Source organism: Victivallis sp., from assembly GCF_048170485.1.
Classification (GTDB): Bacteria; Verrucomicrobiota; Lentisphaeria; order Victivallales; family Victivallaceae; genus Victivallis.
In genome coordinates, this window is sequence record NZ_DBEXAY010000241.1 from 1 (window position 1) to 26,121 (window position 26,121).

Consider the following 26,121-nt stretch of genomic DNA (forward strand, 5'->3'; position numbering starts at 1 on the left):
TCCATGAAGAAAATGATAATTCAAAATCTTACGCCGGGTAGAATAGCAGGTCCCGTGCCAACTTCTTTTTGGGAGGGGCGGGCGGGGGGTGTTGCCCGGTCTGACACAATCATGTGTGCCATTTTGGCGCAGTTGTGCCACGAAAAGTGCGCCAGCGACAGGAGTGTGTCACGTTGTGCGCCACGGGGTGGTGCATGGGGGAGCGCCTTCCGTCGCTTTTCCGTCCCTATTAATATAAGGAATCGCGGAACTCGGTCATACACAACTGCCGATGGATTTTTCCGGGGAGCGGGATTTTTGAAAGGCTTTCTCCGGGTTTTCGAAGCGGGAAAGGGGGGATTGTGCTTGACATTTGGAAAAAAAGCGGTATATTTTCAAATACGGATCAAAACTGTTTTTCCCCTAAACAAAAAAGAAGGAATTACCAAAATGATCAAAGTCGGTATCAACGGTTTCGGCCGCATCGGCCGCATGGTTTTCCGTGCTGCGGTGCAGAATTTCAGCAAAGATATCCAGATTGTCGGCATCAACGACCTGCTCGATCCCGAGTATCTCGCCTACATGCTGAAGTATGACTCGGTTCACGGCCAGTTCGAAGGCGACATCAAGGTCGAAGGCAACTACATGGTTGTCAACGGCAACAAGATCCGCCTGACCGCCGAGAAGGACCCGGTCAACCTGAAGTGGGATGAAGTGGATGCCGACGTCGTTGTCGAATCCACCGGCTTCTTCCTCACCGAGGAGCTTGCTTCCGCTCACCTCAAGGCGGGTGCGAAGAAGGTGATCATGTCCGCTCCGAGTAAGGACGCCACCCCGATGTTCGTCTACGGCGTCAACCACACGACCTATGCCGGCCAGAAGATCATCTCCAACGCCAGCTGCACCACCAACTGCCTGGCTCCGCTGTCGAAGGTTCTGAACGACAAGTTCGGCATCAAGCGCGGCCTGATGACCACGATCCACGCTGCCACCGCGACCCAGAAGACGGTCGACGGCCCCTCGAAGAAGGATTGGCGCGGCGGCCGCGGCATCCTCGAGAACATGATCCCCTCCTCGACCGGTGCGGCCAAGGCGGTGGGCAAGGTTCTTCCGGTGCTCAACGGCAAGCTGACCGGTATGTCGGTCCGCGTTCCCACCTCCGATGTTTCGTTCGTCGACCTGACCTGCGAACTCAACACCGAGTGCACCTATGAGGATATCTGCAAGGCGATGAAGGAAGCTTCCGAGGGCGAACTCAAGGGCGTTCTCGGCTACACCGACGAAGCGGTTGTTTCGACCGACTTCCGCGGCGATGCCCGTACCTCGATCTTCGACGCCAAGGCCGGCATCCAGCTGGACAAGACCTTCGTCAAGGTCTGCTCCTGGTACGACAACGAGTGGGGTTATTCGAACAAGGTTCTGGAGATGGCCCGCGTCATCGCCAAGTAACTTTGGGTTTATGATTCCCGGAAAGGGCGGGTGGTCGAATGCCGCCCGCCCTTTTTGTATTAACGCATCTATTCATTAATTAATGCAGGGAGAATTGTCATGGATAAGAAAACGCTTCGTGACGTCGATCTCAAAGGAAAACGCGTGGTCATGCGCGTCGACTTCAACGTTCCGATCAAAGACGGAGTCATCAAGGATGACACCCGCATCAAGGGGGCGCTCCCCTCGATCAAGTATGTGCTCGACAACGGCGGCAGTCTGGTGCTGATGAGCCACCTCGGCCGTCCGGCGGAGAAGGGCTATGAGGCGGATTTCAGCCTGAAGCCGGTGGCGGAATATCTGGCGAAGCTGCTCGGTCGTCCGGTGGCGTTCGCTCCGGACTGCGCCAACGCTGACAAGGAAGTTGCCGCGATGAAGCCGGGCGACGTGCTGATGCTGGAGAACACCCGCTTCTACAAGGAAGAGCAGGGCAAGCTCAAGCAGAAGGAAGGGCAGTCCGACGAGGAGTTCAAGGCGAAGAAGGCCGAACTCAAGGAGAAGCAGCAGCTTCTGGCGAAGAAGTTCGCCTCCTATGGCGACATCTACTGCAACGACGCGTTCGGTTCCGCGCATCGCGCTCACGCTTCGACCGCGGTCATCACCAAGTACATGCCGGTTTCGGTGGCGGGCTTCCTGATGGAAAAAGAGATCGCCTACCTCGGCAGTGCGGTGGAGAATCCGGTGCGTCCGTTCGTGGCGATCCTCGGCGGAGCGAAGGTTTCCGACAAGCTCGCGGTGGTGCAGAACCTTCTGGGCAAGGTCGACACGCTGATCATCGGCGGCGGCATGGCCTACACCTTCCTCAAGGCGCAGGGGCACGACATCGGTGCTTCGCTGTGTGAACTCGATCAGCTTGACTACGCCCGCGACATGATCGCGAAGGCGAAGGAGCGCGGTGTGAAGCTGCTGCTGCCGGTGGACAACGTCGCCGCCGACAAGTTTGCGGCGGATGCGGCCACGCAGATCGTCGGCGACGAGATTCCGGCCGGCTGGATGGCGCTGGACATCGGTCCGAAGACCACCGAGCTCTATGCCGAAGCGATCAAGGGCGCCAAGACGGTTGTCTGGAACGGGCCGATGGGCTGCTTTGAAATGCCCGCGTTTTCGAAGGGCACCTTCGGCGTCTGCGCCGCGGTGGCCGAAGTGAAGGCGAACGGCGGCGTTTCGATCATCGGCGGCGGCGACAGCGTTTCTGCGGTGAACAAGTCCGGTCTGGCGGACAAGATGAGCCACATTTCCACCGGCGGCGGTGCTTCGCTCGAGTTCCTCGAGGGGAAGGCTCTGCCCGGCGTGGTCTCGCTTTCCGACAAATAATTGCAGGGGATGATCCTGCGGGGCTCCGGTTGTGCCGGAGCCCTTTTTGTTTTTGGCGGGGAGAGGGGAGTAAAATGGTTTGATTTCAGCATAGTTTTCATGATTTTTCGCCTCATTTTTCTGTTTTTTCCGCTTCAATTGCTGTTTTGTATGCTCTTTTTTCCAAAAAAGTCCTTCGTTTTACTTGAATAACCGGATTATCGCAATATATTCATATAGAAAATTCTGTTTCCCCGGGAACGGAAGGGACTTTTTCGCGGCTGTGAAGCGGGGGAGACAGAGGTGGTGCCGCGGCATGATGGAACGGACTTTGCAGGTTGCATTCTAATAAAAAAAGGTGACTCAATGCGCGTGAATACGAAGTTGTTGTTGCAGATACTGGCTTCGGGGTTGGCGGTAAATGTGCTGGCGGCGGAAACGGATGCCGCCGGAATGGTGAAGGAGGCGTTGCGCAGCTACAGCGGCGCGAACGGAGCGGCTCCGGATTACCGTGCGGCGTATGAGAAATTCGAAAAAGCGGCAAAGGCGGGTTCTCCGCTGGCTGAATTCTATCTTGGATATTGTGCCTTGAACGGCACCGGCACCACGCGGAATCCTTCCGTGGCGGTCCAGCGTTTCCGCAAGGCGTCGGCGGCCTCGCTTCCTGAAGCGCAGCTCTGGCTCGGCATCTGTCTCCACAAGGGGATCGGCGTGAAGGCCGATGCAAAAGAGGCGGTCAAATACCTGACGCTTGCCGCGGATGGCGGCAGTGTCCAGGCTCAGTATTATCTGGGGCGGATGTTCTGTGATGGAGCGGGTGTCACCCGCGATGTGGAAGAAGGATTGATGTTCCTGCGCCGCGCCGCGTCGGGCGGCAGCAGCGATGCGCAGTATCTCATCGGCCGCATCTACTTCGACGGGACGGGGGGCAAGCCGGATCTCAACGAAGGGATCCAGTGGTTCCGCCGGGCGTCCGACCGCGGCAACGCTTACGCGGATATCGCGCTCGGAGAGGCCTACCGTGACGGCCGCGGAGTGCTGGCCAGTCCGGAGGCGGCCGTCAAGTATTTCCGCATGGCGGCCGACCGCGGCAATGTGGAGGGAATGATCCGCCTGGGCGACTGCTACCGGCTGGGGGAAGGTGTGGTAAAGAGTGACAGCGAGGCGCTGGCCTGGTACGATCGTGCGGCGGCGAAGGGGAGCGCGGAAGCGCTGGTGGCCCTGGGCCGTCTCTATCAGTCTACCGATAAGGCCAAGGCGGCCGATTGTTTTGCGCGCGCTGCGAAACAGGGCAGTGCGGAGGCGGAATTCATGCTCGGCACTGCCGCGGCGGACAAGGCCGAGAGCATCGCGCATCTGCGCCGCTCGGCGGATGCCGGTTATGCGCCGGCGCAGTGTGCGCTGGGGCGTCTCTACCTGAATGGAGAAGGGGTGTCCCGCGATGTTTCCCGTGCGGCGGAGTTGTTCCGTAAGGCGGCGGAGAGCGGAGATGCGGAAGGACAGTACTTCCTGGCGGTCTGTGCCGCCAAGGGGATTGGCATGAAGGCCAATCCGACGCTTGCCGCGGAATCGGCGATGAAGTCGGCGGCGGGTGGCGACAGCTTCGGTCAGTATCTCTACGGCGTCTTCTGCCAGGAGGGCTTCGGTACCGAGCAGAATGACAAGGAAGCGTTTTCGTGGATGACGCAGTCGGCGAAGCAGGGCAATCGCAGTGCGATGACGCTGCTGGGCGACTACTATCTCAACGGGATCGGCGTGGAGGCGAATGCCACGGAGGGGTTGAACTGGCTCCGCAAGGCGGCGGCGGCGGGTGACTCCGATGCGCAGTTCCTGCTCGGCAAGGTCTATTCGGAGGGGCGTCTGGTGGAACAGAATTACCCGGAAGCTCTCAAATACCTGAATCTGGCGGCGAAGGCGGAGAATCCGCGTGCGCTGCACCTTCTCGGAATTTTCAGCAAAGATGGTCTGGGCGGGGTTCCCCGCGATGCCGACAAGATGCTTCAGTACTTCATGAAGGCGGAGAAGCTGAACAATCCGGATGCGATCTGCTGGCTTGGCATCTGCTACATGAATGGTGTGGCGGTTGCCCGGGATATGTCGAAGGCGGTGAAATACTTCCAGCGGGCGGCGGCGCTCGGCAATTCGGAAGCGGAGTTCTGGCTCGGCGTCTGCTACCAGAAGGGGCTGGGCGTTGCGCAGAACGACAAGATGGCGCTGGAGATGTTCCGGCAGGCGTCGCGGCAGAACAACTCCAGTGCTCTGCTCTATCTCGGGCTCTACTACAAAAACGGTCGCGGGATGAAGGCGAATCCGGCGGCGGCGGTGAGCTGTTTCCGGCGGGCCGCGGAGCAGGGCAATGCCGATGCGATGTACAACCTCGGACTCTGCTATGACAACGGCATCGGCGTGAAGACCGATTACGCCATGGGATTTGAGTGGTATCGCAAAGCGGCGGCGGCGGGCAGCTCCTACGGGCTGTATGCGCTGGCGTGTTGCTACGAAGCCGGGCGCGGCGTGGCGAAGGATCCCGTGCGGGCGCTCTCCTACTACAAGATGGCGGCGCAGAAGAACAACCGGTACGCGTTGCTGATGCTGGGGCGCTGCTACGAGAAGGGGATCGGTACGGATCCGGACCTGTTTGAGGCGCGCCGCTGGTATGCGCGTGCGGCGGAGCTCGACACGGTGTTTGCACAGGAAAAGGTTGACATGCTGGACAAAGCCGCGTTGGAGTGAGCTGTGCCGGGTGTTGCATCAACGAAACAGAGATAAGGAGGCTATTGTGGAGGGTAAGAAAGAGATCTATGCGGACGGTATCGGGCAGATTCACTTTGCCGGCGGAATGGTCCGTTTTGATTTTGTGACGCTGCAGCCGGAAGGCGAGGGCAAGGCGCCGACGACGCTGGTCAAGGAGCGGATCATCATGCCGCCGCAGGGGTTCCTCGGTGCGTTCAACTCGATGCAGCAGCTGATCGACAAGTTGCTGGAGGCAGGGGTTCTGCAGAAGAACGAAGCTGCCAAGTAAGCGATTTCGGGAGCTCCGGCCGGGTTATCCTGCCGGAGTTTCGGAACATTCAAAACAGGGCCGGAATCTGGCCGGGGTTGTTTTGAATGTTCTGAAAGAAAAGGATCAAAGAAAAAAATAATTGCGCCATACAAGTTTAAGGAAAGTGCAAATGAAAAAAGCGAATCAGGTTTTGTTTGGTCTGGGGTGTGCGGGAGCCGTTGCCGGTATGGTGGCGATCGGCGGATGCAAGAGCTATGAAGACTACCGCAACGAACGGGCGGAGTATGCGATCAAACACTTCGAGTCGGCCAAATACCGTGATATGATGGAAGGCGAGAAGGTCAACCTGACGCAGTGCATCAAGCTGGCGCTGGAACACAACCTCGACATGAAGGTGCTGAATCTCGAGCAGGAGGTCGCCCGGGAAATGCGGACGGCGGATATGCTGGGGATGCTGCCGGAACTGAATATTTCCGACACCTACACCAACCGCAGTAATGTTCCTGCCTCCAAAAGCGAGAAGGTCGATGAAGGCGGTCTCTCCTACGGGTACAGCACCAGCCAGAACCGCGACATCAACTATCTGAACATCGACCTCGCGTTGAGCGTGCTCGACTTCGGTCTGGCGTTCTTCAACACCCAGCAGGGTGAGGACCGGGTCCTGATGCGCGAACAGCGGACCGCGCGCGCCGGGCAGAATCTGACGCTCGATGTGGTCAAGGCCTACTTCCAGGTGGCGGCGGCGCAGAAGGCGATCAAGATCACGACCGGGCTGCTGGAGGATTGTCGTTCGCGTTACGCGCTGATTGAGAAGTTGAGCAAGGCGCGTGAGATCACTCCGTTCCGCGCCTTCGACGAAACCCGCCGGTTTGTGGAGATGGAGAAGCGGCTGACCAACTACATCCGCAGCTATGAGAACAGCTGTGTGGAACTCCGCTCCCTGCTCGGGATGTACCCCTCCGGTAAGATTCTGGTGGATGACACGGTGCTCAACAAGGTGCCGGATTTCAACGCGCTTCCGGACATCGAGCTGATGGAGCAGATTGCCCTTCTGCAGCGTCCCGAACTCTATGAGATCGACATGCAGAAACACATCAACATCATCGAGTGCCGCAAGACCATTCTGATGATGCTGCCGAACGTGCGGATCTACACCGACTTCACCAACAGCACGAACACCTTCCTCTATCACATGAGCTGGTGGGAGCTGGGAATCCGCGCCGCCTACAACCTGCTGAAACTGCCGCAGCACATCGCTCGTTACCAGGCGTACAGCTCGCAGGTTGACGCCGAGGAATCCCGTGGATTTGCGCAGGCGATCGGCGTGATGGCGCAGGTTCGTATCGCGCACGCCAACATGATGGCGACCAAGGAGCGTTTTGAAATCGACGACAAGGTGTACAAGACCTACAGCAACAACCTGAAGTGGGCGGTTGCCAACAAGAAGATCACCGGGGAACTCTCCTCGCTCGAACTCGACCATATGCGTCTGGTGACCGCTGAAACGGAAATCGAACGTCTGATGACGCTCGGCAACTATTACATCTCCTACTATCGGATTCTGAATTCGATGGGTGTCCGCCATCTCGATGCGAAGAGCACCGCGGAGCTGCGCAGCGAACTGCAGCGGGCGCAGGTCCGGGCGAAGGCGGAGCTGGCCAGAGCCAGAGCCACCTATGACGAAGAGCGGGTCAAGCGTGTCGCCGCCAATACGGATATGAAGGAACTTGAGGCGGTCGAAGCGGAAGTTGTCAAGCAGCCGCTGACCCGTTTCAACGATGTTGATTTCATCGCGATTTATGATGCCAATCCCAGCAAAGTGGATGCGATGTTCAATCAGAAACGCTGACCTGAGAGGAGGCGAAGATGAGTCACTTAGGAATTTTTAAACTGGAAGACCGGGTGCTCTTCGACGCGGCCGGAGCGGCCGAGGTCGTCGAAGCGGCCTCCAATGTGGACAATCATTCTCAGGTCTCGGAGAGCCAGGTCCAGGATAACGAGGCGAAGGACGCCTTGAAGAACGCGCCGCCGGAGAATCCGGCGGATGCGGCGGTTCAGCAGCAGGTGCAGCAGGCGACGCCGGAGAACGTCGCCGATCTCGACGCTGCGGCGGATGCCATTGTCGATGGCGAGATTGTTCCGGGTGACAACCCGGTTGATGCGGATGCTGCGGACGCGGCGGACGCCGATGATCATGCGGCTCCGGCGGTGGAGGCTCATGCGGATGCGGCGGATGCCGACGACATTTCCGCTGACGATGACGGCGGGGATGTGCAGGCGGCGGATACCGCCGATGGAATCGATGCGATCCAGCATGCGGATCTCGGCGATAACATCGACGATTTCATCAATCTGGATCAGGATGCGGAGCAGGATTCCGACGGTGACTCTCCGGTTGCCCTGGATGGCGGCGTGGTCGCGGCGGATGCGGATGCTCCGCAACGCGATCTGGTGATCATCAATTCGAGCGTGCAGAACAAGGAGCAGATCGTCGAGGCGCTCGGCGAGAACACCGACGTTCTCTACCTCGAAGCGGGGACCGACCCGCTGGATGCGATCAACGATTTCCTCGATGCGAACGGCGACGTGAAATACAGCGCGATCCATATTGTTTCGCACGGTAACGCGGGCTATTTCGTTCTGAACGGGCAGATTATCGACGCGGATGCGGTGATGAGCGACCCGGCGAGCTGGGCGAACATCGGCCAGCATATGACTGCCGACGGCGACATCATGATTTACGGTTGCAACGTGGCGGGCAGTCTGGATGGCGAGATGCTGATCTCGAACATCGCGAACCTGACCGGTGCGGATGTGGCGGCTTCGGTGGATGACACCGGCGCCCGCGGCGACTGGGATCTGGAGTATACCGTCGGTACGATCGACAATGCGTTCCTCGATGCCTCCGACTACGGGTATACGCTGACCGTTCATGAAGTGACCAAGGAGACGGGAACCGAAGATGGCTCGTTGTCCTGGGCGCTTGATATTGCTGTGGATGGTGACGAGATTGTTCTTTCGGTCGATGCTTCGACAGAAGGGGATTTCTCTTTTACCGGCAAGCTGATCTTGTCCAGCAACGACAGTGCGCATACAGCAACGATTACTTCTGGAGCTTGGAATTTCTCAGGCGAGGGGCTGATTATTAATAGCGATACCACGCTGGTTATTAGTTCCCAGAGCACTTTTTCCGGAAATCTTAACGTGAGCAGTGGTGGAACTCTGAATGTCTCCGGTACGGTTTCCGGGCCTTATCTGATCAACAGCGGAACGATTCAAATTTCCAATGTCAATGCGAATTTGACTTCGTCCCAGTTGACCAACTTGGGTACAGTGAATGCTGCTGGCGGGCGGTGGGGTTCTATTGATAATATTGGAACCTTCAACATCTCCGAGTCGTCGGTAACTTGGACTGATTTCCAGAATTATGATACGTTGAATATCAACACTAGCTTTTCTGATATTTCCAGTTCCAATTTCACCAACAACGGTGATCTTGAGATCAGTTCCGGCGGCTCTCTTTTCCTGTCCTCAGAGATGACGATCGACGGAACTGTCACTGTGGATAAAGGCGGATTGCTTTCGATTTCGGCAACAGGAAGTGCTACTGACAACACCTCTCACAGCGGCGGTGTCGAGTTCACGAATCTGATCAACGACGGTACCGTTTCTATTTCCTCCGGTGCGTTGCTGGCTGTTTCTCATCAGCTTACCAACACCAATCTGATTCAGGTGAAGGAAGGCAGTACGCTCTCTCTGGCGGACAGTGTTTCGAGCACGGTCGGCGGTACTGTCTATGTGTACGGCGGTTCGCTCTATTGTGCCGATTCTCTGCTGTTCAACGATGTGGAGCGTTGGTACAAGGTGGATGCTGATACGACCCTTTCCCGTTTTATCGCCGCAAACGGTCTGGTCTACAGCGACAACATCAACTTCTACATGACGAACGGGGCGGTTCTCACTCTGGATACGATGTATGAGAATACCGCTTATTCTTACGAAGTGATCAACGGCGGACTGGTGGTTCAGGTCGCAAGTGTCATTGGTTCCCTGAAGTCCAGTGGTTCGGTCACTGTGTCGGCTGATCTGGAAATTACCGGGACGACCATCGGTTCCGGTACGATGAATTCGGCATCGAATGCTGCGGTGATCTACCGTCAGAGCGGTATGGTGTTTGGCGGTACCTACGGCAGTGACTTGAGCCTCACTGGCGCGTCGATGGCAATCAACGGCGATGTGGTTGTGGCCGGCGTGTTTTCCGCCAAGACCACGACCGGCAGTGTCAGCGTCTCCATCAGCAATGGAGCCTCTCTCACGATTCAGGGCGTAGTTGCGGATGCCCTTACTACGAAGTACGTTATTGGTGGAACCATGAACATCGAAACTCAGGCGGCGAAAGTGGCTGTCGCCGGTGCGATGTATGTGGGAACCCGCGGCTCATTGAATCTCGCCGGAGACTATGTGAGTCTCAACGGTTACGTTGCCATTCAATCCGGATATGGAACGGTAAATGTGACGGGAGACTACACGGAATTTACCGCGGGATTTTCCGATGCTTCCAATTGGTATAACTATTCCGGCTACATCACGGATAAAACTGCTGCCGGCCTGCATGAGTCAAACTACCAGTATACCAATTCGTTCAATGGAAAAAATGGTATATCGAGTTATAATGGAAGTATGACAATTAATACCACCGGGGAAGTTGTCTTTTCCGGAAGTCATGAAGTTGTTATTGTCAACGAACTGAACATCGTTCAGGCGGCGAAGGTGACCTTCAATTCGACGCTGGTGATTGCTGCGGGTACGTTTACCGCTTCCGAAAACGTATCGGAGCTGTATTTTAACGATGTTTACGTCTCTACACAGTACCGTGCTCCTCGCACGACCGAGTTCAATATCGTAGCGCAGGATACCGTTTTCGGCGGCTCCTTCAATCTCTATGCGGTCAGTCCCCGGAATTATACCAATGACGGGACCAATCAGGACGGCACGTTCAAGTGGAATTACTACACGGATTACTATTCCGGCAAGAACAGCAGTGATGGAAACGCGATTGTAATTTCCTCTGTTACCGGGTTTGAGTCCGCCTTGGCGCATTTCACCGGGGCACGGGTGACCTTCAATGATTCGGTCAACCTTTCTTCGGGATATGGAAAGGTCACGTTCACCAATGAAGCCGGGGCGATGACCTTCAACGGCAATATCACCAATGATGCCAGTGGGTTGCAGCCGGGCGACGGCGGATCTGCTGCGCTCACGGTAAACCGCGGTACAGAGACTGTCGGCTATATGAAGGATTATGCCAAGTTCTTCCTCGGCGACAATACTACCGTGAATGGTACCGTGACCAATACAGTGAGCAATATCTCGCTGTATACGTTGCAGACGCCGTATGCCTATTTCTCGATCGGGAGCAACAACAATTTCTCCGCTTCGAGTTCGTTTGTCAACTCCGGCTCCTATCTCTTTGTCGCGGTTGAGGTGCAGGGCGGCGGGAACAACTTCTCCGGCGCCTTCACCAACTCGGCATCGTTGAGTGTCAACCCTGGTCCGGATGCGGCCCGCAACGTGTTTGAAAACTTGGTCAACAAGGGATCGGGTGAAGTGACCTTCGCTCAGTCCGGCAATGCTTCCGTCAACATTGACAACCAGGCGAAGTTAACGGTGACCGATACCTCTGACGGAATTCAGTTCACCGGGCTGACCAACTCCGGTACGGCGTCGATTCTGGCGGACGTGAAATTCCTGGAGGCCGACTTCGGTTCCGGGGCGGTGAGCAACACCGGCACACTGACCATCAACGGTACGCTGGAGTCGGAGCTTTCGCTCTCCAATACCGGAACGGCGACCATCGCCGGGCCGGACAGTGTGATCAAAGGCGATATTACCAACAGCGGCACCTTCAATTTCCGCTCCAATGCGGAAGTTACCGGTGTGGTCAACAATTCCGGTACGTTGAATGTTGACGCCGGCGCGTCTGGTATGGTGTTCGCCACCCTCCTCAACGCCGCGAGCGGTACGGTTCAGCTGAATGCTCAGGCCACGCTGAACAACGTCACCAACTCCGGTTCGCTGACGGTCAATACCACCGCCTCGACCACCGTGATCGGCGCTCTTGACAACAAGTCCGGCGCAAAACTGATCGCTTCCGGAGCGGTTGTGTTCGGCCTCGGCGGCGGCGAGGGCGGTGTGGAGAATGCCGGTACGATTACCATCTCCAACTCCGTCTCCTGCGTCGACGGAGCGGAGCTGGTGAACTATGCGGGCGGCTACCTCTACCTGAATCAGACGCTCCCGCTGGATGATCACAGCAATACGCTGAATATCTCCAATGCTGGTACGATCGAGATCTCCGGAACGGTTCACCTCGGCAATGTGACCAATTCCGCCGGCGCAACACTCCGGCTGACGACTGCGGCTTCGGTCATCTGCTTCGACGGCACGCTGGTCAACGACAGCGGCATTACCGGCACCGGTTCGGTGGTGTTCCGCGGTTCGATGTCCGGCAGCGGCTATCTTGCGCTTGCTGGTGCGGACAGCTCGGTCACCTATGATGCCAGCAGTGATGATGTGTCGCAGATCTTCTATGCGACGGACGCGGGCGGCAATTATGTCTACAACGCCGATGTGGTCATCCTCGGCGGCGAGGTGCATATCAACCGTGACATCACCTTCAATCGCGGTTTCTCGCTCGGGCAGCAGGACAGCTCCGGTGCGGTCGAAGGCGACGGCACTCTGGTGGTGGACAGCGGCTACACCTTCAATGCTTCGACAGTGGATCTCTATTCCGGGACGCTGCGGATTCAGAACGGTGCGGTCTTCCAGTCCTCGAACGATCTTGATTTCAGCTCGTCTATTGCGCTGGTCAATGACGGCGTGATCCAGCTGCTCGATGGAAAGTCGGTGACTTTTGAAGGCGAAACCGCCGGAACCGGTTCACTTGCCATGAGCGGCGGGGACATCACCTATTCTGGTACGGTCGATCAGTATCTCTATGCGACGAGCGGCACCTTCGGCGCGATGACGCTGGCGGGTGGCATGAAGTATGTCGGTTTTGACATGACCATGTCGAACCTGACCAACAACGGCGCTGACATGACCGTACAGAACGGTGTGACACTGACGCTGGGACAGGTGACGGGCAGCGATACCTCCTACACCATCTACGTCGAGCAGGGGGCCGCGCTGAAGGCCGGCAGTGAATCCACCGCGTTGGGCAGCATTGACAACAGCGGTCTGGTGCAGTTCGACGTCGCGGCCGGGAAGACGGTCACGACCGGTGCAATTTCCAACAATGCCGGCGGCGAGGTTGCGCTTACCTCCAATGGATCGCTCACGGTCGGCGGCGCGGTGACCAATGCCGGAACGATGAATGTGGCCGGTTCCGTCGGGTTCGCCGATGCGGTGACAAATTCGAGCGTTCTCAATCTGAACAGCGGAGCGATTACGGTCAGCGGTCTGCTGACCAACACCGGAACGGTGAACGCTTCCGCCGGTACTTTGACGAGCGTCGAAAACAATGCGGCCTTCAACGTGAATGCTTCCAGCGTCGTGCTCGGAGCCTTCACCAACAACGGTGCGTTGAATTTCAACACCGATTTCAACATCGGGGATGCCACATTCGGTTCTCCGGCGGATACGGTGACTCTCGGCGGAGATGTGTTTGTGGCCGCCGGAAAGACCCTTACGGTTTCTATGGCGCATCAGTTGCGTTTTGCCGATACCTTGAATGTGGCGGAGAACGCGACGTTCGAAGTCTATTCGGTCGGCACCTATGACCAGGATGCGGTTGCCCTCCTCACCGGCGGCGTCTATGTCGCCAATTTGGAGAATGCCGGCGAGGTGCTGGTGCGTGGTCTCACAACCTCTGCAGAAGCGGTTCTTGAGGTCAACAATGTCGTGACGAACTCCGGCCGGATTTCCGCTCTGGCTCAGGGGGTGCTGCTGCTCTCGCAGACGGCAAGTGACGTTCCCGGCGAAGTGTATGCGCAGGACGGCAAGGTGTTTTATGCTGGAAACGTTCCGCTGCTGAGCATCTGGTTGACGATTACCGGCGCTGAGAATGTGAGTTCCTTCGTCGCCCTCTATCCGGACCTCTACACCGGGAACTATGGATTCCTGGTGAAGGATGGCGGAACGCTGACGGTGGACAGCACCGAGGCCGGAAACAGCGATCTCAAGTACAATGTGGAAGAGGGCGGCGCTCTGATCTTCGCGGTGACCAGCAATGTGGCCGGCGCAGTGAATGTGGCGGAAGGCGGCAGCATCGGAGTTGCTTCCGGTGCGGCGGTGACCTTCCTCGGCGTCACTTCCGGAAACGGCACGATGAACGCCGCGGGCAGCGTTGTTTACGACAACACCGGTGCCGGATTCGGCGGTTCCTATGAGGCCGGTCTCGCTGTCAACGGCGATGGGATCACCTTCGGGAGCGAGGTGACGGCCTCCGAACTCTCGGTTGCCGGAACCGGCGTCACCTTTGCGAACGGTGTGACTTCGAATTCCACGATCGCGGTGACCGGTGAAAATGCGACCTTCGGCGGTGCGGTAAATGCAGCCGATTCGGTTGAAATTTCCGGCGGGAATGCCACTCTCAACGGCGCTGTCACCACAGGTTCGCTCAATGTTGCCGGCTCTGACGCCACCTTCAACGGCAGTGTGGTCGCGGATGATGTCGCAGTCTCCGGCAGCGCGGTGTTCAACAGCACGATGAACGCCTCCGGCACGGTCAGCGGTACCGGTAACGTCACCTTCAACGGTGCCGCCACCGCCGCGGGCGGTGCGGCGATGGGCGCGGGAAGCCAGGTGACCTACAACGCCGGTTCCGCGCAGGTGATCGACGGGAGCTACGACTCCCTGACGTTGAACGGGGCGCATACGATGAACAATGCCACGGTCAACGGCACGGCGGCCATCAACGGCAGTGTCACCAGCTCCGGGACGCTGAACTTCGGCGCGAGCGGCAATGTGGTTGCCGGTGCCGATGGCGCGATCAACTCCACCGGGCAGGTGGTGTATGCCGGTACGGGCGATGTGGTCTCCGGTTCCTACAACCAGCTGACGATCAGCGGCAGCGATCAGACCGCCGGAGATGTGACGGTCAATGGTTCGTTGCAGTACACCGGTTCCGGGCTCGATGTGAACGGCGTCTTCACCAACAACGGCACGGTGGAGCTTGACGGAAATCCGGCGAACTTCAACAACACTGTGGTCAACAACGGTGCGTTTGATGTCGCGGGCAACGCGAACCAGTTCACCGGTGACTTCGTGAACAACAAGACGCTCGAGGTCAGCGGCGATGACAATGTCTTCTTCCGCGTGACCAACAACGGCGAATTCACGCTGAGCGGCGATCACAACTTCTTCTCCGCGGTCAGCAACCAGCGGAACTTTGCGATCACCGGAGACGGCAACCGGATCGTGTCGTTCACCAACACCGCCATCACCAACATCAATGGCAGCGACAACAGTTTCGGCTCGATCAACAACACCGGCAACGGCATCATCTACAAAGATGGTCAGATGTGGATGGTTTCCGGCGTCGGCGGCGTCGGCGACGGTTTCCCGGATGAATACAACCTCAACTTCTCGTCGCTCGCCATGCTGCTCGGCAATGAGCTGCGTGCGGCGGAACTGCAGGAGCTCTTCCTGGCCGGTGACGACTCTCCGTTCGTCTTCCGGCGGAGAATCTCCCGCATTCCGGACGGCATCGACGACCTTGCTCTGGCGCTGGAGTCGGAATTCGACGAACTGCAGCTGGAGACGCTGGATGACGTCACGGCCTTCGACGCGGCGGACTTCCAGGACGGCGACTACGCCGATGTCATGGACTCCGCGGATGTCTTCACCGATACGGTCGATGAGGCGATCGCCGAAATGGCCGCCGTCTGAAGCGCGGGAACGGGAGGGCGGAACTCTTGAAACGGATGCTCTTGATCCTGCTGTTCGTATGTTCGGTCGTTTCCGCGGCCGAAGCGCGGACGGTGATGGTTGTGCTCTTCCCTTTCCGGGAAGCGGAGATTGCGGCCAAGGTCGACGGTACGGTTCGGGAGTATAAATTCCGGGTAGGCGAGCAGTTCAAAGCGGGGGATACGCTGCTCGTCCTCGACGATACGCAGTATCGGATCGAGGCCGAGCGCGCGGCCGCCCTGGCGGAAGATGCGAAGGTGCAGGCGCAGTTTGCCGAAGAGTCCTATGTTGCTCAGAAAAAACTGTTCGATGAGGAGTTCCAGAGCAAACTTGAACTCAAGCGCCGCGAAACCGAGGTGGCGACGGCGAATGCTCGCAAGAAGGTCGCCGACGCGAACCTGGCGGAAAGCCGTCTGCAACTCAGTTACTGCACCCTCAAAGTTCCTTTTGACGGCAAGATCGAAGCGATTCTCAGCCGTGAGCACGAGACAATCCGGGCGGGGCAGCCGCTGTTCCGGGTGATCGACGACAGCAAACTGCTCGCCGTGATGAATGTCCCCGTGTCCAAGATGCCGGAGGTCGGCGAGAAGATGTGGTTCGGGTTTTCCGACAACCGGATTCAGGTGGAGGGAACGGTATTTGAAGTTTCGCCGCGCGCCGATCACCGGTCCGGAACGGTCGAGGTGAAGGCGCTGATCGCCAACTCCGACGGCAAACTTTCCGCCGGTTTGACGGGGGTCCTGATTGATGGAAAATGATCCGAGAAGCGAGTGGGCCGCCCGGCTGAAAGCCTTCGGGATGATCATCAAACTCGGGAACGACCTCTTCGCCGCTCCCGACTTCAACACCGCCTGCGGTATGGCGGTCAACAGCTCCCGGGCGCTGTTGAAATTCAAGACCTCCACGATGCTGGAGCTCTCCGGAGGCAAGGCCCGGATCGTCGCTCAGTATGCTCAGGTGGCGATCAATCACAACTCCAATGCGGCGATGCTGCAGACTTCGCTCTGTGAGCATCTGGAGCTGTCGGAGAAGCCGCTGATCCTTTCGACGGCCGATGTGCCGAATCTCAATCAGTACGCCGGAATCGCCCTGTCTCAGCTGATCGGCGAGCGTGACCGGATGATGATTGTCATGCTTGCGCCTCCGCCGTTTCTCGGCAGCGTCGATTTCCGGCTGGTCTGGATGCTGGAATTCGCCGAGGAGATTCCGAAATACGCCATCAATGCCGCGAGCATTCTGGTGCGCAACTATGCGGAAGCGCTCTACTGTCACCGCTGCTGCCGGGTTTCCGCCAAGGCGAAGATCCGCAAATGGATGCAGCCGAAGCGGGTGGCGCTTTATGTGCTCGCGATTCTGCTGCTCGCCTTGATGTTCGTCCGGGTGCAGGAGTCGGTCAACGCCGAGTTCGAGGTGCGTGCGCCGAAGACGGTCAGCACCTACGCCTGGTTCGACGGACCGATTGCCCGCTGTTACAAGCAGGATGGCGACCTCGTCAAAGCCGGAGAGCTGATCGCCGAATACGACACCAGCCAGCTGGCGTTCCGGCTGGCCAACGCGGAGAGCCAGGTGCGGGAGATCGAGAAGGAGTTCGATCTGGAGCGGAGCGCCGCGTTTTCCGACCGGACCCGGCTCGGAAAGGTGCAGCTCATTGAGGCGCGGTTGAACGGGGCGCGGGTCGCGGTGGATGAGGCGAAATGGTACATGGCCCATTCGAAGCTGACCGCGCCTGCTTCCGGTACGCTGGCGCTGGCCGATGGGCGGGCGGAACTGCTGACCAACCGGGCGGTTCGCACCGGAGACCGGATTTTCGACATCTACACCGGCGAAGGAGCCGCGGCGGAAATTCTGGTCAATGAGCGGGACAGTTCCATTCTGCAGGGACAGCCGGAGGTGACCTTCTTCCTCTATACCCGTCCGGAGATATCGATTCCGGGCAAGGTGCAGGCGATTGCGAACTATCCGGAACTGACCGAACAGCGCGTCTACTGCTACAAGGTGCGCGCGACGATGGATGGCGTCAGCAACCTGCGTTACGGCATGCGCGGCATCGCCAAACTGCGCGGCGACCGCGTCTCGCTCGGGTACTACCTCTTCAAGAACCTGGTCATCTACCTGCGTCGGATCTGATATGAGAACCGGAACACTGCGTCAGGACATCGAACTGATCCGGCCGGGGGCTCACGGCAACTATCCGATGCTGTTTGATCCGCTTTCGGAGAACTACTACCGCATCGACGCCAATACCGCGCTGATGATCAGCAAGATGGATCAGAACTACGAAATCGATCGTTTCGTGGAGCGGTTGAACAATGCCGGGCTGACGGTGACGGAAGCGGAGGTGATCGAACTGGTGAATTTCCTCCGGCAGAACAACCTGCTCGCTCCGGAATATGGCGAATTCGAGGCGAAGAAGCGCCAGATGGAGAAGGTGCGGAAGGATACCTGGCTGCTGCGGTTTGCGTCGGCCTATATGTTTTTCAAACTGCCGCCGTGGCATCCGGACCGGTTTTTCCGGTTGATCCGCCCCTATGTGCGGTTTCTGGCCGACCGACGTCTGATTCTGATCGCGATGATTCCGGCGGTGATCGGGTATCTGCTGCTCCTCCGGGATTTTTCGACCGTCCGCAGCACATTTCTCGATTCGATCTCGTGGGCGGGGCTGGCAAAATACTTTGCCGCCATTGTGGTGATGAAAATCATCCATGAGGCGTCGCATTCGCTGGCCGCGATGCGGTTCAACTGCCGGGTCCGGGCGATCGGCGTAAGTTTCATCGTCTTCTATCCGCGGATTTTTACCGACACCACCGACAGCTGGCGGCTGCCGCTGCGTCAGCGAATGCTGATCGACAGCGCCGGTATCCTCGGCGAGGTGATCGTCGGCGGCATCGCCGCGCTGCTCTGGTGCTATCTGCCGCCGGGGGTGTTCAAGTCCACGATGTTCTATATTTTTGCGGTCAGCACGTTGAGTACGCTGCTGGTGAACGGGAATCCGCTCATCCGCTACGACGGATACTACATCCTTTGCGATCTTTTGAATATTGACAATCTGATGGGCAGTTCCGCCGCCTGCCTGAAACAGTACTGGCGTTACTGGTTCTTCGGACTCGGAACCCGGCCGCAGGAGCCGCGCCGGCTGCTGCTGGTGACCTTCGGCATCGCCTCGTTCCTCTACCGGATCGTCCTGTACACGTCGATCATCATGGTGATCTATCACAGCTTCATCAAGGTGGTGGCGGTTGTGCTGCTGCTGCTGGAGATTTACACGCTTCTCTTCTACCCCCTCTACCGGGAGATCAAAACAATCCGCCAGATGTCGAAGCAGGCGGCGGTGCGGGCGAACTGGTACTGGAGCATCCTTTCGCTGGTGATTCTGCTGATCGTCCTCTTCTTCCCGCTCTCCTGGAACATCATTCTCCCGGGCCAGATCGTTTCGGAGAACAGCGAACTGGTCACGGTGGAGGAGGGCGGCTTCCTCGCTTCGGAGTGGCCGAAACTGCCGGTGCGGGTGGAGAAGGGCGAGGAGCTGTTTACACTGATTCAGCCCGGACTTCATTTCAGCATTGAGAAGTTTCAATGGAGCTGCCGGCTGGACCGGCTTCTGTTCCGGCTGCAACAGCTCGATCGGGAGACCTACAGCGCCAGCCAGGTGACCGAAGAGAAACTGCGCAGCGACGTCATCGGAATGGATGAGCTGGTCCGCCGGGAAGGAAACCTGATTTGCCGGGCGGCACACTCCGGACTGTTCGTACCGCGGAAGAGCGACCTCTCCCCCGGGGCGTTTCTGTCGACCGGGCTGGTGGCCGGCGAGCTGGTATCCGACGGAAAGATGGTGTACGCCTACGCGAACGACCGGGAAGTGCGCAAGCTCCGGGTCGGACAGCGGGCGGAGATCATCCTGCCCGACCGGCTCGGTGCGGAACCCGGCCGCATCGCCGCAATCGCCCAGATTCCGGCGAAACTGGGCCATTCGCCGCTGCTTCAGATCTTCGGCGGGAGCATCCCGGTGTATGCGGACGAGAAGAAGCCGTCGGAATACATCTCACTTCAGGCGCTCTACCGGATTGAGATTCAGTTTGACGAGCAGCCGGAGACGTTTGCCGGCCGCAGCGCCAAGGTCCGGATTCTGCACAAGGAGATGCTGGGCGGTGAAGTGCTCAAGCTGCTGATCTCCGCTTTCCGCCGGGAATTCTGACCGGTGAGGAAAATCCTCCACCGGGAATGGAGACCACTTTCCCGCCGCTTCGACTTGAAAAAAACGGTCCGGCGGTTATATTGACCCCCGGCGGGGATCCCCCGCGAGACGAAAGCGGAGAGAGAATGTCACTGGGAAATTTTTACGGAATTGGACTCGGTCCCGGCGATCCGGGGCTGGTGACGCTTCGTGCGGCGGAGGTGCTGCGTTCGGTGCAGGTGATCTATGCGGCGGCATCTCAACAGAGTTCCCGCAGCGTCTCCGGGCGGATTCTCGATGCGTTGCCCGGCCTGACGGCCCGCCGGTGCGAACTTGCCTTCACCATGTCGAACAACTTCGAAGAGCGGCTGGCGAGAATCGACGAACACGCCGAACAGATTCTCGCCGTTCTGCGAAGCGGGCAGGATGCCGCTTTCGTCACCATCGGCGACCCGATGACCTACAGCACCTGCGGTTATCTGCTGCGGGCGATGCTGCGGCGGGAGCCGGAGCTGCCGCACGAAATCATTCCCGGTGTGAACTCCTGGAGCGCGCTGGCGGCGAAGGAGGCGGTTCCACTGGTGGAGGATCAGACGATGCTGCAGATCGTTCCCGCCGCGATCGCCCCGGGATCCGCGGAACTGGACCGGCTGCTTGCCGCCGATGCCACTACCGTGCTGCTCAAATGTTACCGGACACGGGAGGAGTTGCTCCGGCAGCTCTCCGAACGGGGATTTCACGCGGTGTATGGGGCCGGAATCGGGCTGGAGGAGGAGTTCGTTTCGGACGATCCTGACGCGATTGCGGCCCGCCCCCGGGAATATCTGTCGATGCTGATCGTCCGCAAAGCCGGTGCTGCGGATTGTGATCCCGTCGAAAAACCTTGAACTCTCAGGAGGAACGTATGGTGAAAGATCTCCTGCGCCTTGCCGAGGCGAACCAGGCCCGCGCCCGGCGGTTGTTGAAAGAGGTCGGCGTAACTGCCGCCTGGGAGGCGATCGGGGCGGACGTTTCGCTGGTCGGCTCCCTGCGGAGCGGACTCTTGATGACGCATCGTGATATCGATGTTCACCTCTACACGGAAACGCTGAATCCGGAGGAGAGTTTCCGGGCGCTCGCCCGGATTTGCGCCCACCGGCGGTGACCGGGATGGAATTCCGGAATCTGGCCGAAACCGGGGAGTGCTGTTTTGAATTTCACCTCTCTGTGCGCGATGAGCGCGGCGATTTGTGGCGGCTCGACATGATTCAGATCCGCCGCGGCTCGCGGTATGACGGGTATTTCGAACAGGTCGCCGACCGGATCCGGGAGGTGCTCACCCCCGAACGGAGGCGGACCATTCTCATGCTCAAGTGCGCGGCCCCGGAAGCCGCCGGAATCATGGGGCTCGAGTATTGCCGCGCCGTGATTGAGGGCGGCGTCCGGAGCTGGCCGGAATTCATCGCATGGCGTGCGATGAATCCGGTCTCCGGCATTCTTGCATGGCGCCCCTGAGGAGGCGCCGTTTTTCTTTTACCAGTGGCGATGGAAGAAGCCGGTGACCGCTTCCGCCGCTCTCTGGAAGATCACGTACAATCCCGGAATGAACATCATTCCGGCGATGGTCGCAACCAGCATTCCCCAGAAGGTGGTGACGCCGATCGACTGGCGGCTGCCTGCGCCGGCGCCGCTGGCGACCACCATCGGGAACACACCGATCACGAAGGAGAGCGCGGTCATCATGACCGAGCGGAACCGGACCCGCATGCCGTTCAGAGCCGCATCCTGGATGGTTGCTCCCTTGTCGCGTTCGAACTTGGAGAACTCCACCATCAGAATCGCCGTCTTGGCGGTGAGGCCGATCAGCATCAGCAACCCGAGCTGGCAGTAGATGTTCAGCGACATGTTGCTGAGTTTCAGGGCGAGGATCGCGCCGAGCGTCGCGGTCGCCACCGAGAGCATCACTGAAATCGGCATGGTCCAGCTCTCATACTGCGCCACCAGGAAGAGGTAGGCCACCAGCAGCGAGATCATCAGCAGACTGACGATCTTGCCTTCGTTCTGGCTCTCCTGATAGCTCATATCGGTCCAGCTGATCTGGTAATCCTTGGAGAGATTCTTGTGGACGAGATCCTCCAGAAGATTCATCATCTCGCCGGAACTGAACGACGGCACACTCTGGGTGTTGATTGAGGCGGAGGGGAACATGTTGAACCGTTCCACCTGCCGGGGGCCGAGAGTCCAGCGGAGGTCCGCCACCGCGCTGAGTGGAATGTTCTCGCCGGTGGTGCTGGTGACGTAGAGCTGATCGATGATGTTGAGATTCTCCCGCAGTTCCGGCGCCAGCTGAGTCTTGACCTGATAGGTCTTGCCGTACTTGTTGAAGTCGTTGATGTAGTAGGACCCGAGCTGGCTCTGGAGCGCGCTGAAGATCGAGTTGATCGTCACGTTCATCGCCTCCGCCTTGTCACGGTTGATGTCCAGATAGAGCATCGGCGTGTTGGCGTCGAACGAGGTGAAGGCGTAGACCGCCTTGCCGGTTTCCATGATCTTGGAGAGCAGATGGTTGGTCGTTTGCGCGATCTCCTGCGAATTCTGGTCGCCGGTCGCCTGCAACGAGAAGGTCACACCGCCGGTGGCGCCGAGACCCATGATGGCCGGCGGCACGAAGGCGTTGACCGAAGCGTCCGGCAGCACCGAGGCGCGTCGGATCACCTCCTGTTGAATGCGGGTGATCTGCGTCTCCGGTGTGGTCCGTTCTCCCCACGGCTTCAGGTCGAGGATCAGCAGCCCGAGGTTCTCGCCCTCTCCGGCGGTCAGGCTGCGTCCGGGAACGGTCATGATCTGATTGACGCCGGGAACGTCGCGAACCAGGTCGGAGACCTCCGCCAATGCCGCTTCGGTACGCGGCAGCGAGGCGCCGGCGGGGAGGACCACTTCACAGAAGATGGTTCCCTTGTCCTCCGTCGGCAGGAAGGCCGACGGAAGGCGTTGATAGAAGTAGTAGTTTCCGAAGAGGATCAACCCGAAGAGGATGATGGTCAACAGAGTGCGGCGCACCAGCAGGCCGCCGACGAACAGATAGGTGTTCCGAGTCCAGTTCAACCCGATGTTGAAGAGATGGAAGAAGCCGCGCGGTGTTTTGCTGGGCCGCAGGACGAGGGCGCAGAGCGCCGGGCTCAGCGTCATCGCGTTCACGGTCGAAAGGCAGAGCGCGATGCACATGGTGACCGCGAACTGGGTATAGATGGTGCCCACCATGCCGCCGTAGAACATGATCGGCATATAGATGGCGACCACGACCAGCGTGGTGGCGATCAATGCTCCGGTGAGCTGTTCCATGGTTTTCATCGCCGCATCGAAGGGGGCGAGATGCTCTTCGTCGATCAACCGGGTGCAGTTTTCGGTGACGCAGATGGCGTCGTCCACCACCGAGCCGATCACCAGAATCAGCGCGAACATGGTCAGAGTATTGATGCTCATATCCAGAAGATAGAGGAAGAGGAAGGTGCCGATCAGCGATACCGGAATCGTGACCGACGGAATGATCGTCGCGCGCCAGTCCTGCAGGAAGAGGTAGGTGATCACCACCACCAGGATGAAGGTGAGGATCAGCGTTTCGACGATTTCCTGCATCGAGACGACAACGAACCGGGTCGAGTCGTAACCGACCTCCCAGGTCAGCCCGTCGGGAAAGTTCTGCTTGAGTTCTTCGAGCGTTTTGTTGACGTCCTTCATAATCTCCAGCGCGTTGGCATCGTTCAGTTTAAAGATGGCCAGCGCGACGGCCGGACGGCCGTTGAAGGTACCGGTGCTGTTGTAGGTTTCGGCGCCGAGTTCCACCTTGGCGATGTCGCCGAGCCGGATCTGCCGCCCGTCTTCACCGGATTTGACGATGATGCGTTCGAACTCCTCCGGCGTGCTCAGACGTCCCTTGGCATCGACCTTGAACTGCATCCAGCGACTGCTGGACTCGGTGCCGACCGAACCGGTGGCCGCCTGGATGTTCTGACTGGCGACCGCGTTGCGGACGTCGTCGTCGCTGATGGAGTAGGCGCGCATCTTGTAGGGGTCGAGCCAGATGCGGATGCTGTACTCCTGCTCGCCGAAGATGATCGCCTGCCCGATGCCGTCGATCCGGGAGATGGCGTCTTTGATGTGGATGCTGACGTAATTGCTCAGAAAGAGCGGCGTATGTTCCGGATTGTCGCTGTAAAACGCATAGGTCGCAAGCATGTCGCTGGAGCGTTTCACCACGGTGAGGCCGTTGTTGACCACATCGGTCGGCAGGGCGTGCTCGGCCCGTTTGACCGCGTTGTTGACGTTGACCAGCGCCATGTCTTCATCGGCGCCGGATTTGAAGGTCAGAGTGAGGGTGTAGTTGCCGAGGTTGTCCGACTGCGAGGAGTAGTAGACCATGTCCTCGATGCCGTTGACCTCCGACTCCAGCGGGGAGGCGACGGTGTCGGCGATCACCTGGGCGCTCGCGCCCGGGTAGGTTGCCATGACCATGATGGTCGGCGGAGAAACCTGCGGATATTCTGCGATCGGCAGCCGGTAGACCGAGATGATTCCCGCCAGCATGAGGAAGAGCGAGATCACCAGCGCAAACCGGGGCCGCCGGATGAAAATTGCTGAAAACATGAGGAGATCTCCTTACTTGAGTCCGGTTTCAAAGACCGGGTTGACCGTCTCTCCCGGTCTGGTTTTGTTGATGCCGCCGATGACGACGGTTTCACCGGTTTTGAGGCCGGATTGCACGATCTGACGATCCTTCACCTGCGGTCCGATGACGATGTTCCGGCGTTCGATCTTGTTCTCCGGGCCGACGACGTAGACGTAGTGATGTTTGCCGTCGGTCATCAGGGCGGTGACGCTGACTGCGGGAAGAGGTTTGTCGAACTTTTCACTGAATTTCACCATGACGTAGCCGCCGGGAATCAGCGCCATGTCGGGATTTTCCCCCACCAGCTGAATCATGATGGTACCAGTCTTCGTGTCGATTTGGTTGTCGATGAAGTCGACCTTGATTTTTCCCTTGTAGGGCTGGTTGTCCGCGCGGACGATTTCAAGACCTTCCGAGGAGAGCTGGCCGTTGCGGCTGTGCTTGAAGAAATCCGCTTCGCTCATCGCAAACCGGATGTTGATCGGGTCGAACTGGACGATGGTGGCAAGCGTTCCTTTTTCCGGTGTGATGTAGTTGCCTTCGCTGTAGATGTTCCGGCCGATTCTGCCGGTGAGCGGAGCGTAGATCTTGGTGTAGGAGAGATCGTTTTCCGCGAGGACGAGGTCGGCGTTGGCTTCATCGAGTTTGCCTGCGTAGACCCGGTAGGAACGGAGAGCGTTCTCATAGGTGGTCTGTGCGGTGGCGTTGGTCTGGTAGAGCTGGGAATACCGCTCTTTTTCCCGGGTGGCATAGTCGAGTTCCGCCTGGGTCTGTTTGATCGTCGCCCGGGCGATGGCGACGTTCTCCCGGTAGATGGTGTCCTCGATCTGGAACAGCAGGTCGCCTTTTTTGACCAGGCTGCCCTCCTTGAAGGCCGATTTCCACATGACGCCGTTGATCCGGGCGACGATATCGACCGTTTCGGAGGCGGCGACGGTGCCGACGTAGGTTTTGGGTTCGGTTTGCGAGAGTTCCGTGACCTTCTCCACCCGGACCGATGGCGCGGTCGTTTCCGGCCCCGCCGCCTGAACTCCCAGTCCGGCGGCTCCGCAGATGGCGGCTGTCATAATTCTTCGAAAGAAAACATTCATTATTTCACCTCAAAAACTGAATTTTTTCTATTAACGGAAAAAAAGTGATAAAATTCTATGCAAAGATCAAATCTGTTCTGCTCTGCGGGAGATCTCCTCGCAGTTTTTCAAAAAACGGCGGAGCACCTCGTCGCTCATCGGTCCGCGCAGTTGCTGCGTGACCTGCTTGTGGCAGGAAACAATGTTGGCCTGAATTTCCTTTGCCTTGCCTGTCAATACGATTTTCTTCAGTCTGCCGTCGGTTGAAACCGATTCCCGGCTGATCAAACCCTCCTGTTCCAATGCTTGAAGCAACCCGGTTACCGAGGAGGGGCGGATGCCGAACTCCTCTTCGATGTCCTTTTGAAAAATATCCTGCTCCATGGAGACGATCGACAGAAACGCGAGCAGTCTCGCCTGGCTGCCGGAGACGCCGGAGATTCTCGCCTGCCGGTCCGCCATTCGCTCAATGCGTCTTGCCATGTAGAAGATCGTACCGATCAAATCACGGTGTTTGAGCACTGCAAACCCTCCTTGTTATATAGTTTCCTAACTAATATAA

At 58.5% G+C, this 26,121-nt stretch carries 15 protein-coding genes; 12 read left to right on the plus strand and 3 right to left on the minus strand.

The window, feature by feature from the left end; genetic code table 11:
• Nucleotides 1-429 precede the first annotated feature (429 nt).
• The 12 genes from gap (at nucleotide 430) to ACMLHG_RS12705 (ending at nucleotide 21,338) form a co-directional block, all read left to right on the plus strand.
• Entirely contained in the window at nucleotides 430-1,428 is a 999-nt protein-coding gene (gap, locus tag ACMLHG_RS12650) for a type I glyceraldehyde-3-phosphate dehydrogenase (protein ID WP_294434265.1), read from the plus strand.
• A 99-nt stretch (nucleotides 1,429-1,527) separates the two neighbouring features.
• Nucleotides 1,528-2,781 carry a phosphoglycerate kinase gene (locus ACMLHG_RS12655; protein WP_294434263.1) on the plus strand — a complete coding sequence of 418 codons (1,254 nt, stop codon included), beginning with the start codon at nucleotides 1,528-1,530 and terminating at the stop codon, nucleotides 2,779-2,781.
• 351 nt (nucleotides 2,782-3,132) lie between these two features.
• On the plus strand, nucleotides 3,133-5,493 hold the full coding sequence (locus ACMLHG_RS12660) for a tetratricopeptide repeat protein (protein WP_417170716.1): 2,361 nt from the start codon (nucleotides 3,133-3,135) through the stop codon (nucleotides 5,491-5,493).
• 46 nt (nucleotides 5,494-5,539) lie between these two features.
• On the plus strand, nucleotides 5,540-5,782 hold the full coding sequence (locus ACMLHG_RS12665) for a hypothetical protein (protein ID WP_294434258.1): 243 nt from the start codon (nucleotides 5,540-5,542) through the stop codon (nucleotides 5,780-5,782).
• A 151-nt stretch (nucleotides 5,783-5,933) separates the two neighbouring features.
• Nucleotides 5,934-7,613, plus strand: a complete 1,680-nt coding sequence (locus tag ACMLHG_RS12670; protein ID WP_294434256.1) for a TolC family protein — start codon at nucleotides 5,934-5,936, stop codon at nucleotides 7,611-7,613.
• Nucleotides 7,614-7,630: 17 nt separating this feature from the next.
• Nucleotides 7,631-15,655, plus strand: a complete 8,025-nt coding sequence (locus tag ACMLHG_RS12675) for a DUF4347 domain-containing protein (protein WP_417170717.1) — start codon at nucleotides 7,631-7,633, stop codon at nucleotides 15,653-15,655.
• Between the two features lie 35 nt (nucleotides 15,656-15,690).
• Nucleotides 15,691-16,431 (plus strand): efflux RND transporter periplasmic adaptor subunit, encoded by a 741-nt coding sequence (locus tag ACMLHG_RS12680; protein WP_417170725.1) that lies wholly within the window; start codon nucleotides 15,691-15,693, stop codon nucleotides 16,429-16,431.
• Nucleotides 16,421-17,800, plus strand: a complete 1,380-nt coding sequence (locus ACMLHG_RS12685; RefSeq protein ID WP_417170718.1) for an efflux RND transporter periplasmic adaptor subunit — start codon at nucleotides 16,421-16,423, stop codon at nucleotides 17,798-17,800. Before ACMLHG_RS12680 ends, ACMLHG_RS12685 begins: the two co-directional genes overlap by 11 nt.
• Before the next feature lies 1 nt (nucleotide 17,801).
• Nucleotides 17,802-19,865, plus strand: coding sequence for a hypothetical protein (locus ACMLHG_RS12690; protein WP_417170719.1), 2,064 nt, complete (start codon nucleotides 17,802-17,804; stop codon nucleotides 19,863-19,865).
• A 125-nt stretch (nucleotides 19,866-19,990) separates the two neighbouring features.
• Complete coding sequence (gene cobI, locus ACMLHG_RS12695; protein WP_417170720.1) at nucleotides 19,991-20,731, plus strand: precorrin-2 C(20)-methyltransferase; 741 nt, start codon at nucleotides 19,991-19,993, stop codon at nucleotides 20,729-20,731.
• A 17-nt stretch (nucleotides 20,732-20,748) separates the two neighbouring features.
• Complete coding sequence (locus tag ACMLHG_RS12700) at nucleotides 20,749-20,988, plus strand: hypothetical protein (protein WP_417170721.1); 240 nt, start codon at nucleotides 20,749-20,751, stop codon at nucleotides 20,986-20,988.
• A 5-nt stretch (nucleotides 20,989-20,993) separates the two neighbouring features.
• Nucleotides 20,994-21,338: a hypothetical protein gene (locus ACMLHG_RS12705; protein ID WP_417170722.1), complete on the plus strand. Its 345-nt coding sequence runs from the start codon at nucleotides 20,994-20,996 to the stop codon at nucleotides 21,336-21,338.
• An 18-nt stretch (nucleotides 21,339-21,356) separates the two neighbouring features.
• Here the strand turns inward: ACMLHG_RS12705 and ACMLHG_RS12710 are convergent, their stop codons facing one another.
• From ACMLHG_RS12710 to ACMLHG_RS12720, 3 genes are all read right to left on the minus strand, one after another.
• Nucleotides 21,357-24,467, minus strand: coding sequence for an efflux RND transporter permease subunit (locus ACMLHG_RS12710; protein ID WP_417170723.1), 3,111 nt, complete (start codon nucleotides 24,465-24,467; stop codon nucleotides 21,357-21,359).
• 12 nt (nucleotides 24,468-24,479) lie between these two features.
• Nucleotides 24,480-25,556, minus strand: a complete 1,077-nt coding sequence (locus ACMLHG_RS12715; protein ID WP_417170724.1) for an efflux RND transporter periplasmic adaptor subunit — start codon at nucleotides 25,554-25,556, stop codon at nucleotides 24,480-24,482.
• Between the two features lie 90 nt (nucleotides 25,557-25,646).
• A complete protein-coding gene (locus ACMLHG_RS12720; protein WP_295810173.1) occupies nucleotides 25,647-26,081 on the minus strand; it encodes a MarR family winged helix-turn-helix transcriptional regulator in 435 nt (144 codons plus the stop codon).
• Nucleotides 26,082-26,121 lie beyond the last annotated feature (40 nt).